This window comes from Paenibacillus sp. 1-8 (assembly GCF_056316205.1).
Window position 1 is genome coordinate 4,474,859 of the sequence record NZ_CM149995.1, and the last position, 14,290, is coordinate 4,489,148.

Here is a 14,290-nt window from a genome sequence, read left to right on the forward strand (position 1 = left end):
GCGATGAACAAACTACAACGCGCCAGAAGACGCACCATCGCCTGGATTACGCTTCCGATCCTGTTGCTAGCTGTATCCGTGTACGGCCTGGCTTACGGATCGGTGTCGATTCCACTACGAGAAATCAATCAGGTTTTGCTGTATAACGATGACTCTATATATCGCACAATTCTGATGGATCTCCGGCTCCCCAGAGTACTAGTGGGTCTGCTCGTAGGAGCATGTCTGGCAGCTTCCGGGGCACTTCTTCAGGGAGTGATGAAAAATCCCTTGGCTGATCCCGGCATTATTGGCGTATCGGCTGGTGGCGGACTCGCTGCGGTCATCACGATGGTAATGCTTCCGCAGCTCAGTTATCTTCTTCCGGTAACGGCCTTTTCGGGAGCCTTTCTGAGTGCTATTGTCATTTATCTGCTGGCTTGGGACCGGGGGGCTTCTCCAGTCAAAATCGTGCTGGCTGGCGTTGCCATCAATGCGCTGCTGGGCGCGCTCACCAACGGTGTGATGGTCATGTACAGCGACCGCGTGCAAGCAGTTCTGCCGTGGCTATCCGGCGGATTGAACGGACGAAGCTGGCATCATCTGGAGTTCATGGCGCCTTACGCCATCATCGGCTTAATCGCCTCCCTGTTTGCGATCAAGCCTGCCAATTTGCTGCTGCTGGGCGACGATTCAGCACAACTGCTCGGACAGCGAGTAGAGCTTCAGCGGCTGCTCATTATCTTGCTCTCTGCCCTGCTCGCCGGTACGGCGGTCAGTGTGGCGGGGCTGATCGGCTTTGTAGGACTGGTCGTTCCCCATGTCATACGGCTGCTAATCGGGGAGGATTATCGTTTCCTCCTTCCCCTTTCCATTCTGGGCGGCGGAACGCTGGTAGTCCTCGCGGATACGGTGGCACGATCCTGGTTTGACCCGATTGAGCTGCCTGTAGGTATTTTGCTGGCCGTCATCGGAGCGCCGTTCTTCTTAATCCTGCTCAAGAAACGGGGGAATTTCGGATGACAGCCATTCAGGGTGAGCATATCTCCTTACAACACGGGTATTTCAGGCTGGACGATGTAAACATCACCTTGCCCGCCGGACAGCTCACCGCGATTGTCGGGCCCAACGGCTCGGGCAAGTCCACGCTTTTGCGGATTATGACCCGGCTGCTCAAGCAGGATCAGGGGCAGGTTTCCGTACTGGGCAAGCCGGTTCAGGAATACAAGCGACGTGATTTTGCCCAGACGATTACCATGCTGCCGCAAATGAAGGAAATGCTGCCGTTATTAACGGTTCGTGAGCTGGTCGCTTACGGAAGATCCCCTCATGCCAAGGGCTTGAGGACACGGCATACCGGACAGGATCAGCATATTGTGGACCATGTCATGGAAATCACAGGCATGAAGCCCTATGCGGATCGGATGTTCCATACTCTATCAGGAGGTGAACAACAAAAAGCGCGAATTGCAATGGCTCTGGCCCAACAAACGGGCATTCTTTTGCTCGATGAACCTACCACTTTTCTGGATATCGCCCATCAATTTGAGGTGATGGATATGCTGAGGCGTATCCATCACGAGTCCGGCTTGACGATTGTTATGGTACTGCATGATTTGCAGCAAGCTGCGGCCTATTGTCATCATATGATTGCGCTTAAAAGGGGACGTATCGCCATTGCCGGCGAACCCCGTCAGATTTTGACGTCTGCTTTTCTTCGCGACATTTATGAAATGAACGCTACGATCAAATTTGAGGATGGCTATCCGATCATTATACCGACCATACCACATCATTCAGGAGGAATTTAATATGGTTATCGTTACAAACACATCTAAAATCACCCCAGGCAATGCCCACCTGCTCATCGAACGCTTTAACAAAGAAGGCAAAGTGGAGAAAATGGAAGGCTTCCTCGGTCTGGAAGTACTGCTCACTGAAAACACAAAGGATTATGATGAAGTAACGATCAGCACACGCTGGAAGGAAAAAGAAAACTTCCAGGGCTGGACCAAAAGCGAAGCTTTCCGTGAATCACACAGCCATCGCCAAATTCCGGACTATATTTTAGATAATAAAATCACGTTCTATGAAGTCAAAATCGTGCGGCACCCCATTGCCAACACTGACTCCGAATCCTCACTCGTGAGCGATACCGAAGCGGTTTGATCCTGTAACACAGCGACAGACTTGTCTGCCCGTACCTTTTCACTCATTCAAAACAACCATAAAAAGCGACTCTGCGGACAAAGGTCTGCGGAGTCGCTTTTTATATGGAATCCTCAGATGATAGTTGAACAGCGGCTTTGAATTTTCAGCGTCTCACCGTGTCCCAGTATGTGAATGCGCTCCTTGGCGATGCCCAAGCGTTCACGCTCCGCTTCGAGACGATCCAGCGCCTCTCTCGGCGTATCATCCGCCAGCTTAAAGGCTCCGTAATGCATCGGGATCATCTGATCCGCGCCGCAATCTACAAACCCTTGTAACGCCTCCTCCGGTGTCACATGCTGCGAGGTCATGAACCATTCCGGCTCATACGCACCAATCGGCATAAAGGTCAGATCAATGGCAAAGCGCTCTCCAATCTCCTTAAAGCCGCGGAAATATCCGGTGTCTCCCACAAAATACAACGTCGGTGCATCCGCTGAATCTGCATCCGAATGACGATGGGATTCCGCGACAGACGTGGCAGAGCCGATCACCTGCTGCTCACTTTGCAGCACGTATCCACCCCAATGCGAAGTATTGGTATCAAACGGCGTACGTCGTGTCCAATGCTGGGCCGGAACAAACGTAAATCGTACCCCGCCTACCGTAAAATGCTCCCACCATTGCAGCTCATGGCAGTTACGAAAGCCTTTGCGGACCATTTTCGACTTTAACCCCGAGGGTACAAGCATCAGCGTATCTGCACGATATAATTTCCGCAATGATTCTAAATGTAAATGATCATAATGCGAATGAGACAGCAGAATGATATCCAGCGGCGGTACATCCTGAATGCGAATGCCGGGCGGAGCCAACCTTTTATCAAAAGCCATACGTTCTGCCCATATCGGATCGGTGACGATATTCAGCCCAAGATACTGGATGAAAAAGGTGGAGTGTCCCACCCAGGTGGCTGTCGCCATCTCCCGATTACTATGCAGGAACTCCAGCTCTGGGGGATGGTTTGGCACAACGAACGTATAATCCTTTATTTTGCTGCGTCGCTCCTGCCGCCATTGTCTGAATTGCTTGATTGTTTTATCGGTATTTACATGATCCATATTGTTAAAACGAACTTTGGGCATGATGCAGCTCCCTCCCTGATGAACGCGTTCTCCAAAAAACGCAGCGGTTCAATTTAACTATACATTGTCACTCGAGTGTGAACATGAAATGATGCAACAGCCTGATATATGTAAAGTATAATTCAATCACGTCTGTAAAGGAAATTCTGCGATAATACAGCAAAAACAGACCTCCCGGATCAATCAGAAAGGCCTGTTCCACCTATTGCTGTCAGTCCTGTGGATTTTTAAAGCGTGCCGAATAAATAAACAGAAACACAATCGCCACCACAATAATAATAGGCGACTCGTACATAATCGTAAAATGCTCGAAAGCAGCCATTTGTACTCACCCTTTCTTCCCTGCTTCTCCTCGCACATATTTTGCATCGAATAGGAACAGTCTCAAGATCAAAATCAGCGAAGGAATCAATACCAGCAGACCCGCAATAAACGCCGTAATCAATGCATACGCCATTGCGGAGTTCGTAAAGCTGTGATGCACATTAATGTAGGGATACAAAACATACGGCAAATGCGAGCGACCATAGCCATACCAGGCAAATGCAAATTGCAGCATGACCAGAATAAAGGAGGTTCCGAGATGACGACGACGCCATACCAGATAGACAGCTCCGACAAAGCAGACGAAGGAGGCGACAAACATCCATGCCATATTCAGCATATTGGCAAAATGGTCCGGATTTTGTTTGTTAATCTGAAAAAATGCGAGCAGACTCGCTACAATCGTTGGACCACTCCAAAGCAGCGCATATCCCCGTACGATTTCAAAAGCGACCTTGTCTCCCGCCCTTTTGGCATAGTACGACAAAAACATCGCTGAAATATACAGCACACTCACCAACGCCAGAAAAATAACCGCCCACGTATAGGGGTTGCTTAATAGCTGGCCCCATTGAAGATGAACACCTGTGTCGTTCTCTACAATTATGCCGCCTTCCGAAATAGCAAGGACCGTCGACAGTGCCGCCGGAATCAGCAACCCAGTCGCACCGTACAACGCCATGTAGACGATATTATTTTTACCGGAATGCCCATACGTATTGTAAGCATAATACACTCCCCGGATCGCGAGAAGCACAATCGCAATACTGCCGGGAACGAGTAACGCTGTGCCATAGTAATAAGCCGCATCCGGGAAGAACCCGTTCAATCCCACCACAAAAAAGATGAGAAATACGTTCGTTACCTCCCACACTGGAGACAAATACCGTTGAATGATATTGTGGATTTTGTTCTGGTGGCCTGTTAACACACTGTAAAAGCTGAAAAAACCTGCACCAAAATCAATAGATGCCACAAGCAAATATCCGAACAGGAAGGTCCACAAAATGGCGATACCTACAATTTCATAGCTCACTTGCCTTCAGCCCCTTCCAGGCCCAACTGCTTCATCTCTTCCACCGCATCCTTATTACGGAATAGCTTGCTGAGTACCTTAATGGCCGAGAAACACAACACCAGATACAAAATAACAAACAACACCAGCATCCACCCAACACTCGTAGAAGTGGTTGCTGCTTCGGACACCTTCATGTATCCGCGTAAAATCCACGGCTGTCTGCCGACCTCCGCAAACATCCAGCCCAGCTCAATGGCTACCATAGCCATCGGCCCCACCAGAATGAGCGCCAGCAGCAGCCATTTGGGGTATGGTTTACGACCTGGCAGACGTTTGCGAATCAGATACAACAGCGGAATGACGAGAATCAGCACCCCGGTGGTGATTTTGAGATCGAACATATAGTGGATAGACAACGGCGGACGCTGATCTACGGGATAATCATTTAATCCCTTGACCTCCGTACTGGGCAGATTCCCGGCCAAAACGCTAAGCGCATAAGGCACTTTCAAGGCGTACTTGATGTCTCCGTTCTTGTCCATATAACCGCCATATACGAAAGGAGCGTGCGTCATCGTATCAAAATGCCATTCGGCGGCGGCCAGCTTCTCCGGCTGATATTTGGCCAGAAATTTACCAGAAGCGTCTCCGATCATCACGGTGCTGATAGCAAATACAATGGTGCAGGTGGCGGTCAGCTTCAGCGCTTTTTTAAAATACGGGTGGTTACGCCCCCGTAGCATACTATAGGCAGCCAGTCCCATCAGCAGCCCGGCGCTCAACGTATACGAGGAAGCCAGCACATGAGAAACCTTGGTCGGCGTGGCCGGATTCAGCATGGCCTGGATGGGATGAATATCTGTCATGACTCCATTTTTAAGTGTAAAGCCTTGAGGCTGGTTCATGAACGAGTTCACAGTCGTAATAAAAACCGCTGATGCAGATGAGGCAATCGCTACCGGAATGAGCAGCATCAGGTGAAAATATTTGCTTTTAAACCGATCCCAGGTGTACAAGTAAATGCCTAGAAAAATAGCTTCGATGAAAAAAGCAAACGTCTCCAAAAACAGGGGCAACGCAATCGCTTGTCCAGCCACCCGCATAAAGGTAGGCCATAGCAAGCTGAGTTGCAGTCCAATGGAGGTACCTGTAACGACACCTACGGCAACGGTGATGACAAACCCCCGCGCCCAACGTCGGGCCAGCAGTGTATAGTGCGGATCACCAGTTCGCAGCCCGCGCCATTCCGCGAGCGCAATCATCAAAGGTACGCCAACGCCGATAGATGCAAATACAATATGAACAAACAGGGTAATTCCGGTCAACATCCGGCTTAGCAATACGGGGTCCAGTGAAGACAAATGGTACTCACTCCTTCATTTCACATTTTAATAGAAAGTACCTGCATACATTTCTTCGGATTACAATCTAGGGAGTCAAGCGGGCTATGCTTTTAATGACTGCGTACAGCATAATAGCCGCTATCACAATACACACAATAATGAGCGTTCTTTCCTGCTTGCGGAACATGGAACGCCTCCTTTACTCGTCGTTTGGAGCATGGGGAGAACATATCTTAGTCTATCTAAATTTTGTTATTTTTAACCATCCTGCCGCTATAAATTTAGCAGGATTCCATTTTGGATATTGCCAATGTGCAGTCGATCGGTTATATTGCTATATAGTTAGATAACCTAATTATATGAAAAGAGTGAAACTATGCCGCCAAAACAAAATAAGCGGGATACCGTTCAACATCCCCTCCCCCGTCTCGGTCCAGAGCCTTATCTGGAGTTAATGGATCAAACCGCTCTTGCGGAAACCGACCGTCATCTTGCCCGCATGGGTCTCTTCTTGCTATGGACGGGTGATAACGTGCTCGACGCGATTGATCTGGATTTATCGGCTTTTGGCCTGACGGAGAGCAAGCTGGATTTGCTGTTGCTGCTGACACTACATCAATCACAGGAGCAAATGAGCCCCTCCATGATTGCCGACCGTCTCGGAATCCGACGTGCCTCCGTTACATCTATACTGGACTGGACGGAGCAAAGAGGATGGATTATCAGAGAACATAATTCCACAGATCGACGCAAGATTCATGTACGTATTACAGTAGCGGGCTCCAAGCTTGTACAACAGGTACTGCCTGTATTCTGGTCTTCGTGCGCTTCCCTGGCGAGCATTTTGGAGCCTGAGGAACAAGTGATTTTTTCGCGGATTATAGAGAAGCTTCATCATCATATGGAGCGCAGACTGGGGGTGGGCAGATAAATTTTTTTAAACATATAATTAGGTTATCTAATATAATTAATTGCATGTATTAAATGAAAGCTTATTTTATTATTAAGGGAGTGTTCGATTGATGAGTAAATTACGAACAGATCATACAGCTATACAGCAAAAATCCGTTGTTCTACCTTATGCATGGATGACCGTAATTCTATGTTGGTCAGCGATTGCAGTCATGTCCAGTCTATATGTAACCATTCCTTTAGTTCCGCTCTTTGCGGACATATTCGGCAAAACGCTCGCTGAAGCTGCGATACCGGGCAGCATCTTCTCCTTGGGGTTTGCGGCCGGATGCCTTGTGTATGGGGGATTGTCTGATCGTTTTGGACGAAAGCAGATTATCGTTACCGGACTATTCGCATTAACCATCATCTCGCTATGTCTTGGTTTTACCAGTCAGTATCCTTTATTAATTACACTACGCTTGCTTCAAGGTTTGGCGGCAGCCACCTTTTCTCCCGTAGCTCTCGCCTACGCCGTAGATATGTTTCCGTCCGAAAAGCGGGTAACGGCCATTGGCTTTATCAGTACCGGGTTTCTGGTGGCGGGGATTGCCGGACAGGTATTTAGTATCATCATTAGCGAACACATGGGATGGAATATGGTATTTCGAGTATTAGGCGTACTGTACGCCATAACCTTCTTGATCGTAACTTTTTTCTTACCGAAAGCACCCACGCCTCAACGGGGCGTCCGTATTTGGGCTTCCTTCAGTCAGCTAGGCACCGTTCTCCGGTCGTATCCTTTATGGTTTAGCTATACAGTCGCCTTCGTTCTCCTGATGTCTTTCGTGAGTATGTATACAGTTCTGGGCAGCTATCTTAGCGGACCCGAATTTGGCTTGAATCGCACACAGATGCTTTATATAAGAGCCGCTGGCATCATCGGCATGCTTTTATCACCGTTTGCCGGAAAGCTAGCCCAAAAATTCGGTGTACATCTAATATTACGCACAGCTCTTGTCCTTTCCATTCTCAGCTTGGCGCTGATGGGAATGACGCATTCTCTTATCGCTATCGTCGTGTTGAGTGTATGTTTTGTAAGCGGCATTGCCCTAAGCGTTCCTTCACTGATTGCCATTGTCGGCCAGCTTGGAGGCTCGGCAAGAGCGATAGCGGTCTCACTGTATACCTTCATTCTGTTTGCCGGTACGAGTCTAGCCCCTATGCTTTCTATTCGTTTGATGGGTGATGGCGGAAATCAGGCGATTACATTTATGCTGCTGGCAGCTGTTCTGTCTGTGGGCTTTATCGCCTCCCTGCTCATTCGCAGCCACCAGAACGATTCGCTGAAGCGAAGTGTATAAAGCTATGTATAATGAACTCGTAAAATTCACATAAAAACGGAGTAGGCGGAATGGTGCTGTACAAGCGAAGCGGTCGCTTTTGTCCCCGGATTTCTACCCTGATCATAGACTTTATTTCAGAAATCCGGGGGCGGTGGCGATGGGAAGCACCATCCGACTGCGCAGTGGCACCATAGTAACTTTCATTAGGCATATTCATATGATTTGTGTGAGATTTATCATTGTATTTTCGTCGAAATGACGAACTCCCTCTTTGGAGACATTCGTAGAATGAGGTACAATACAGATAAGCTATATATGGAGAACTTTTGAATAGGAGGCTGTACCGCGCTATGAAAATAACATCTATCGAGCCAACTCCCAGTCCGAACACCATGATGCTGCATCTGGATGAGCGGCTGGAAGCGGGCATTCGCAGAACATATACACGGGATAATGAACGCTCCGCTCCCCCCTTTATCCGGCGTATGCTGGGCATTGAAGGAGTTAAAAGCGTGTTTCACACGACGGATTTTGTAGCCCTTGATCGCAAAGGGAACGCAGATTGGTCCACCATTCTGGGTCAGGTTCGCGACCAGCTAGGCGAGGAAGGCGCAGACGCCAATTGGGACTTGCCAGAGGAAACCTCCGGGGAAGCTTTTGGTGAGGCACAGGTATTTGTGCAATTTTTCCGGGGCATTCCGATGCAAATCCGGGTCAAAGCGGGCCAGCAGGAGGAACGGATTTCCTTGTCCGACCGTTTCGTGGAGGCCGTAACCCGGGTAGCCAGCGCGACGCTGATCAAGGAGCGCAAGCTGAGCGATTACGGCGTCCGCTATGGAGAACTGCCGGATATCGCGCGCGAGGTGGAGCAGGAGTTGGAGGCGGCCTTCCCACAGGAGCGATTGGAGCAGATTATCCAGCAGGCGATTGCCCATGGCGCGGACAACAGCGAATTCGTGGAGGAACGCCGCGAGTGGAGCGATACCGAGCTGGAGCTGGCACTACAGCACAAGGATTGGCGCACTCGCTACGCTGCGCTGGATCGGCTGGAGCCGACGCCCGAGCATTTGCCACTCATCCGCCAAGCGCTGCATGACGACAAAATGCAGCTACGGCGGCTGGGGGTCGTCTATTTGGGCGATCTGCGCACACCGGAGGCGATGAAGCTGCTGTCCGAGGCGCTACGCGATCCTTCAGCGGCCGTACGCCGTACGGCGGGCGATACGCTGTCGGATATCGGCGACCCGTCGGCTACCGTAGCTATGATGGGAGCCTTGTCAGATAACAGCAAGCTGGTTCGCTGGCGGGCTGCCCGTTTTTTGTACGAGGTCGGCACCGAGGACGCGCGTGACGCGCTGGAGAAGGCTGTAGATGACCCCGAATTCGAGGTCAGTCTACAGGCCAAAATGGCGCTGGAGCGCATTGAGTCAGGCGAGCAAGCCGCAGGGACGGTTTGGCAGCAGATGGCCAAACGCAACTCTTAACTTGTGATTTTACGACTGGACCTTCAAAAAATTGTCGATTGTCAGAAGATGTACAGGTACGCTATACTGTAGTTCGCTATACAATAAAATATCATGTCATACACCTCATCAACCCTGTTTTATGATGAGGTAGAGGTCGCGGATGTAATCAGTACACCGGAGGAGACGCCAAGAGCCGTCTGAGATTCCAGTGGAAAGGTACACCCGCCGAAGTATGCGGAGCTGACTCTTTGTAAATACTCCGAATGCTGGGGCTGCTAACCGAAAGGAGCAGAACTGTCACGCGATGTCCTAACACAGACACGTGTGTTGAGCTATCTTGTTATAGAAGAAGGTATGGTGCGGAATGCATAGACAAGGCCGCAGGCGTATTCCCTGCGGTCTTTTGACGTTTGTAATCCCCCTCCTTCTGGCTCTTGCCCTGACATGAAATACCATTTCATGAAGGAGTGTTTGAACGTGCAACACAAAGCAACGCCTGCCGCAACCTTGCGGAAAAGTCTCAAAGCCCGACATATGACGATGATCGCCCTCGGGGGTTCCATCGGAACGGGCCTGTTCCTCGCCAGTGGAGGCGCGGTTGCAGAAGCCGGTCCCGGAGGCGCCCTGTTGGCTTATGCAGCGGTCGGCCTCATGGTTTACTTCCTGATGACCAGCCTCGGCGAACTGGCTACGTTTATGCCTGAATCCGGCTCTTTTAATACCTACGCAGGTCGCTTCGTCGATCCGGCTTTTGGTTTCGCCATGGGCTGGAACTTCTGGTACAACTGGGCCGTGACGATTGCCGCCGAATTGGCAGCAGCGACCGTGCTCATCAAATACTGGTTCCCGGAAAGCCACTCTGCCTGGTGGAGTCTGTTATTTCTGGCCGTAATCTTCGCGCTCAACGCGCTGACGGTCAAAGGCTATGGTGAATCCGAATACTGGTTCGCCATGATTAAAATTGTGACCGTGGTAATCTTTCTCGCTGTTGGTGTGCTGATGATCTTCGGTATTATGGGAGGTCCAGCGATTGGCTTCGCTAACTTCACTGTGGGGGATGCCCCGTTCCACGGCGGATTTTTCGCCGTATTGGGCGTGTTCATGGCCGCAGGCTTTTCCTTTCAGGGAACGGAGCTGATCGGGGTAGCCGCCGGAGAGAGTGAAAATCCGCGTGAAAATGTGCCGCGTGCCATCCGTCAAATCTTTTGGCGCATCCTGTTCTTTTATATTCTGGCGATTCTCGTCATTGGATTGATTATTCCGTACACCAATCCGAATTTGCTGCGGGGAGATATCAGTGACATCGGGGTCAGCCCGTTCACACTGGTATTTGAAAAAGCGGGGCTTGCCATTGCTGCCTCTGTTATGAACGCCGTTATTTTAACTTCCGTATTGTCGGCAGGTAATTCCGGGATGTACGCGGCAACACGTGTACTGTATGCTTTGGCGCGGGAAGGTAAAGCCCCCCGTTTCCTCGGACATATCAATCGACGCGGCATTCCTATGAATGCACTGCTGATCACAACCGCTGTCGGTATGCTGGCCTTCCTCGCCTCCCTGTATGGGGACGGTGTGGTCTACAACTGGCTCCTGAATGCTTCCGGGATGTGCGGATTTATTACATGGGTTGGAATTGCTGTCAGCCATTATCGTTTCCGCCGTGCCTTTACAGCACAGGGTCGCAGTCTGAGTGAGCTTCCGTACAAAGCCCGCTGGTTCCCGTTTGGTCCCTTGTTTGCCTTCGCACTGTGTATCATCGTGATTATCGGGCAAGGTGCCGATGCCTTTACTGGGCAAGCCATTGACTGGAAAACGATGATCGCTACGTACATGAGTGTGCCGCTGTTCCTTCTTCTGTGGCTCGGCTACAAATGGATCAAGCGTACCAAAATCGTTCCACTCAACGAGTGTGATTTGGACCCGGATGCGTCTTCCGGTAAATAAACAATAGTAAAAAAGCCCGTCTCTGGGCATATACAGGTGGAAATGCGGATGAACGGTCCTATGGATCAGATCAGGTTCATCAGTATCTTCTCCCTGATATGTGGAGACGGGCTTTTTTTCTGTTATTCGGAAGAAGCAGCAGCCGGAGCTGTCAAAGACATAGACAAGGCATGACGGCTAAAGATGCCATAAATTACAGCAATCAGCGTCAGCAGTGCAGAAAACAAATACAAATTAACGATGCCCAGATGATCTGCAATCCAGCCCATCAGCAATAGCGAGATGCAAAACGTCATGCTCGTCAGCGTAGCCTGTGCGGACAGCACCTTGGGTAAATCGTGCACAGATACGCTCATTTGCATCATCGTGCGGCGGGATACGACGGACATTTCCGCAGGCAATCCCATTAACAGCACGATCAGCAGCGTTAGCGGCGGTAATGTGTTCAGCGCATACCAAGCCGTCAGCAGTCCATAGCAAGCCATCCCCGCCAGCATCGCGGGCAGCAGTCTGCGCTGCAAATACTTGACACAAGCGAGAACAATGATCCCACCGCCAATCGCGCCTGCAAAATACGCCGCATTAATGTATCCCCACCATGCCTCGCTCTTGTGCAGCACCTGCTGAGCGAAGGCAAGCGTGAATGCGCCTACCCAAACCGAACCACCCAGCAGGTCGATCATATCCATGAAAATAAGAGCTTTAAGCCTTCGACTGGCTCCGATGAGGCTCCAGCCTTCACGGAGTATTTCCTTTTTACGTTTGGGAGGTAGCGCCGGGCTCTCTGATTCCGGGCCATACAGTGTATCTTCCAACTGTGCAGGAGAGGTTGAAGCCAAGGAATCTCCACTTCGCACCCTTGTTCCGGGTTGCAGCAAATAATGGGCTTTGCCCTCTAGTGGATCTCGAATCAAGCTGGTGAAGATCATCGCTACCATATACAGTCCGACAGCCACCAGCAATGTTTTTTCCGAGCCCAGCATGGCTACGAGCACACCACTAAGCCCCCATCCAGCCAATTGCACGGTCTGATCGCTGACTGATACGAGACTGTTCGCCCGCATCAGCCCTTCCCCGGACGCAAGGCGCGGAATCAGCGCATTACGTGCAGGTGTGGTCCAGCCGTCCAGAAAGGACATCGCTGCTACCAGTGTAAATACAAGCACCCATACCGGGCTCGCGCCCGCTGACCACAAATGCCCCAGCAGGAGCGCGAAGAAAGCCAGTTGACCAAACTGGGAAACAAATAAAATAAAAGGAAGCTGGAATCGGGCCAAAATCAGCGGTGCTAAAAAGCCGCTGATCATCTGCGCCCCCATTCGCAGCAACGGAACGAGCACCGAAGAGAAGATCGAGTCCGTTTCATGAAACACCAGAGACACCAGTGCCATGATATAAAGAATATCGGCCGCATTTGACATGGTCTGCGTGCCAAGCAAATAGGTAAAGGAACGCTTGTGCATATAAATAGAATACTCCTTTGTTAATGTAGCTTTTTCTATTGCAACAAAATATTCAGGTCCATTTCAAGGTTACACGGAGATTTCCGGTGCTGCCTAAATCCGTGATCTGGTAGGAAATAGATTTTAACCCAAGCTGATACAACGACTGTAAATCTTCTTTGAGACTTCGCTCTGTTCCCTGATAGCCGAAGGTAAGCGTGGCACCGCCCTTATTAATCTCTTTGCGAACCTGCTCCTTGATTTCGGCGGATGATTTAATCAGACCCTTGCCATCTTGCAGCGTATATTCCAGAGTATTGTACAGCTTTTGATACACAGCAGCCTTGGGTCCGCCCACAGCGACCAATCCCGACAATGTCTGCCGATACGAGGTGTTCGCCTGAGGATACTGTTTAACCCAGGAGTGATCCCGGCGCATTTCGGCATCAGTCAGCAGATAATACGAAGTGCTTACCTCGTTGCCACGATCCGGGGTCGGATCATCCCATGTCGTATCCATGTGATACCAATGTCCATCCAGCAAAACAAGATTCCATGCATGCAGTTGGCCTCCTGCTCTTCCCTCCACAATCCGGTTGGTAATCCCGGCGCGTTCCAGCATTTTGTAGGCCAGCAATGAATAGCCCTGACACACCGTACTTCCGGTTTTCAGGCCATCGTATGCCGTGTATTTTTGCTGCGTTTCATCATACTTCAAACGAACCACAATCCAGTCATGAATGGCCTTCACCTTCTCATGATCTGTCATTCCCTTCGTAATGATGTCCCCCAGCACAGCTTTAACCGTGCTATCCACATATGCGGTCTGCTCCTTCGTCTCCCGGTAACTCAGACGGATTGTAACCTCAGCGGACGTGGTTGTGCCTGTATAGCTGAAAGCGTAGCTTTTGATCGTATAATTCACATACGGGTCGCTCTCCATCGCCTGTTTGATGGCTGTCTGTAACTGCTGCTTAAGACCGTTCACCCGCCCTTGATATGTAAAAGTCAGCGTTTCACTCCGCGTAGCCATTGCCTGTAAAAGCTTATTTTGAAGCTGCTGTGACGATACGGACGGAGCCGGCTTGACCGACGCAGCATATACATTGTTCCCCCACTCCACAGCATGCGGCAGCAACACAGCCAGCGCTGCACCCACCACCAGGCATTTTACAAGCCTAACCCCGATTTTTCTGTTCATACAGAGCGTTCCTGCCCTTCTTAGCATAGTTGTAAACAGCTCT

The 14,290-nt window shown here is 50.3% G+C and carries 13 protein-coding genes and 1 riboswitch; of the genes, 7 read left to right on the plus strand and 6 right to left on the minus strand.

Annotated features, from left to right (window positions below):
• Positions 1 to 3 precede the first annotated feature (3 nt).
• From AC0WRU_RS20735 to isdG, 3 genes are read left to right on the plus strand one after another with little or no spacing between them, the layout of a single operon-like run.
• Positions 4 to 1,002 carry a FecCD family ABC transporter permease gene (locus AC0WRU_RS20735; protein ID WP_476126150.1) on the plus strand — a complete coding sequence of 333 codons (999 nt, stop codon included), beginning with the start codon at positions 4 to 6 and terminating at the stop codon, positions 1,000 to 1,002.
• Positions 999 to 1,790: an ABC transporter ATP-binding protein gene (locus tag AC0WRU_RS20740; protein WP_476126151.1), complete on the plus strand. Its 792-nt coding sequence runs from the start codon at positions 999 to 1,001 to the stop codon at positions 1,788 to 1,790. The genes AC0WRU_RS20735 and AC0WRU_RS20740 overlap by 4 nt, the downstream gene beginning before the upstream one ends.
• A 1-nt stretch (position 1,791) precedes the next feature.
• On the plus strand, positions 1,792 to 2,148 hold the full coding sequence (gene isdG / locus AC0WRU_RS20745; protein ID WP_476126152.1) for a heme oxygenase: 357 nt from the start codon (positions 1,792 to 1,794) through the stop codon (positions 2,146 to 2,148).
• A 113-nt stretch (positions 2,149 to 2,261) separates the two neighbouring features.
• Here isdG and AC0WRU_RS20750 read toward each other — a convergent pair whose 3' ends face one another.
• From AC0WRU_RS20750 to AC0WRU_RS20765, 4 genes are all read right to left on the minus strand, one after another.
• Positions 2,262 to 3,272: an MBL fold metallo-hydrolase gene (locus tag AC0WRU_RS20750; protein WP_476126153.1), complete on the minus strand. Its 1,011-nt coding sequence runs from the start codon at positions 3,270 to 3,272 to the stop codon at positions 2,262 to 2,264.
• A gap of 211 nt (positions 3,273 to 3,483) precedes the next feature.
• Positions 3,484 to 3,594: a cytochrome bd oxidase small subunit CydS family protein gene (gene cydS / locus AC0WRU_RS20755; RefSeq protein ID WP_007432143.1), complete on the minus strand. Its 111-nt coding sequence runs from the start codon at positions 3,592 to 3,594 to the stop codon at positions 3,484 to 3,486.
• A gap of 6 nt (positions 3,595 to 3,600) precedes the next feature.
• Complete coding sequence (locus AC0WRU_RS20760; RefSeq protein WP_476126154.1) at positions 3,601 to 4,632, minus strand: cytochrome d ubiquinol oxidase subunit II; 1,032 nt, start codon at positions 4,630 to 4,632, stop codon at positions 3,601 to 3,603.
• Positions 4,629 to 5,975, minus strand: a complete 1,347-nt coding sequence (locus AC0WRU_RS20765) for a cytochrome ubiquinol oxidase subunit I (RefSeq protein WP_476126155.1) — start codon at positions 5,973 to 5,975, stop codon at positions 4,629 to 4,631. Before AC0WRU_RS20765 ends, AC0WRU_RS20760 begins: the two co-directional genes overlap by 4 nt.
• Positions 5,976 to 6,333: 358 nt before the next feature.
• On the opposite strand from AC0WRU_RS20765, the gene AC0WRU_RS20770 reads away from it, so the two are divergent.
• The 4 genes from AC0WRU_RS20770 to AC0WRU_RS20785 all read left to right on the plus strand — a co-directional run bounded on the left by AC0WRU_RS20770 (position 6,334) and on the right by AC0WRU_RS20785 (position 11,604).
• Positions 6,334 to 6,888, plus strand: coding sequence for a MarR family winged helix-turn-helix transcriptional regulator (locus AC0WRU_RS20770; protein WP_025682048.1), 555 nt, complete (start codon positions 6,334 to 6,336; stop codon positions 6,886 to 6,888).
• 91 nt (positions 6,889 to 6,979) lie between these two features.
• Positions 6,980 to 8,212 carry an MFS transporter gene (locus tag AC0WRU_RS20775; protein WP_476126156.1) on the plus strand — a complete coding sequence of 411 codons (1,233 nt, stop codon included), beginning with the start codon at positions 6,980 to 6,982 and terminating at the stop codon, positions 8,210 to 8,212.
• A gap of 332 nt (positions 8,213 to 8,544) precedes the next feature.
• Positions 8,545 to 9,678, plus strand: a complete 1,134-nt coding sequence (locus AC0WRU_RS20780) for a virulence factor (protein WP_476126157.1) — start codon at positions 8,545 to 8,547, stop codon at positions 9,676 to 9,678.
• 122 nt (positions 9,679 to 9,800) lie between these two features.
• A riboswitch (Lysine riboswitch) is annotated at positions 9,801 to 10,003 on the plus strand.
• A gap of 134 nt (positions 10,004 to 10,137) precedes the next feature.
• Complete coding sequence (locus AC0WRU_RS20785) at positions 10,138 to 11,604, plus strand: amino acid permease (RefSeq protein ID WP_149095171.1); 1,467 nt, start codon at positions 10,138 to 10,140, stop codon at positions 11,602 to 11,604.
• A 122-nt stretch (positions 11,605 to 11,726) separates the two neighbouring features.
• Here AC0WRU_RS20785 and AC0WRU_RS20790 read toward each other — a convergent pair whose 3' ends face one another.
• On the minus strand, positions 11,727 to 13,067 hold the full coding sequence (locus tag AC0WRU_RS20790) for an MFS transporter (protein ID WP_476126158.1): 1,341 nt from the start codon (positions 13,065 to 13,067) through the stop codon (positions 11,727 to 11,729).
• 52 nt (positions 13,068 to 13,119) lie between these two features.
• A complete protein-coding gene (locus AC0WRU_RS20795; RefSeq protein ID WP_476126159.1) occupies positions 13,120 to 14,247 on the minus strand; it encodes a transglutaminase domain-containing protein in 1,128 nt (375 codons plus the stop codon).
• Between the last annotated feature and the right edge of the window lie 43 nt (positions 14,248 to 14,290).

Coding starts and splice junctions, on each gene's coding strand:
- AC0WRU_RS20735 (WP_476126150.1), top strand. CDS start 4: ATGAACAAACTACAACGCGCCAGAAGACGCACCATCGCCTGGATTACG.
- AC0WRU_RS20740 (WP_476126151.1), top strand. CDS start 999: ATGACAGCCATTCAGGGTGAGCATATCTCCTTACAACACGGGTATTTC.
- isdG (WP_476126152.1), top strand. CDS start 1,792: ATGGTTATCGTTACAAACACATCTAAAATCACCCCAGGCAATGCCCAC.
- AC0WRU_RS20750 (WP_476126153.1), bottom strand. CDS start 3,272: ATGCCCAAAGTTCGTTTTAACAATATGGATCATGTAAATACCGATAAA.
- cydS (WP_007432143.1), bottom strand. CDS start 3,594: ATGGCTGCTTTCGAGCATTTTACGATTATGTACGAGTCGCCTATTATT.
- AC0WRU_RS20770 (WP_025682048.1), top strand. CDS start 6,334: ATGCCGCCAAAACAAAATAAGCGGGATACCGTTCAACATCCCCTCCCC.
- AC0WRU_RS20775 (WP_476126156.1), top strand. CDS start 6,980: ATGAGTAAATTACGAACAGATCATACAGCTATACAGCAAAAATCCGTT.
- AC0WRU_RS20780 (WP_476126157.1), top strand. CDS start 8,545: ATGAAAATAACATCTATCGAGCCAACTCCCAGTCCGAACACCATGATG.
- AC0WRU_RS20790 (WP_476126158.1), bottom strand. CDS start 13,067: ATGCACAAGCGTTCCTTTACCTATTTGCTTGGCACGCAGACCATGTCA.
- AC0WRU_RS20795 (WP_476126159.1), bottom strand. CDS start 14,247: ATGAACAGAAAAATCGGGGTTAGGCTTGTAAAATGCCTGGTGGTGGGT.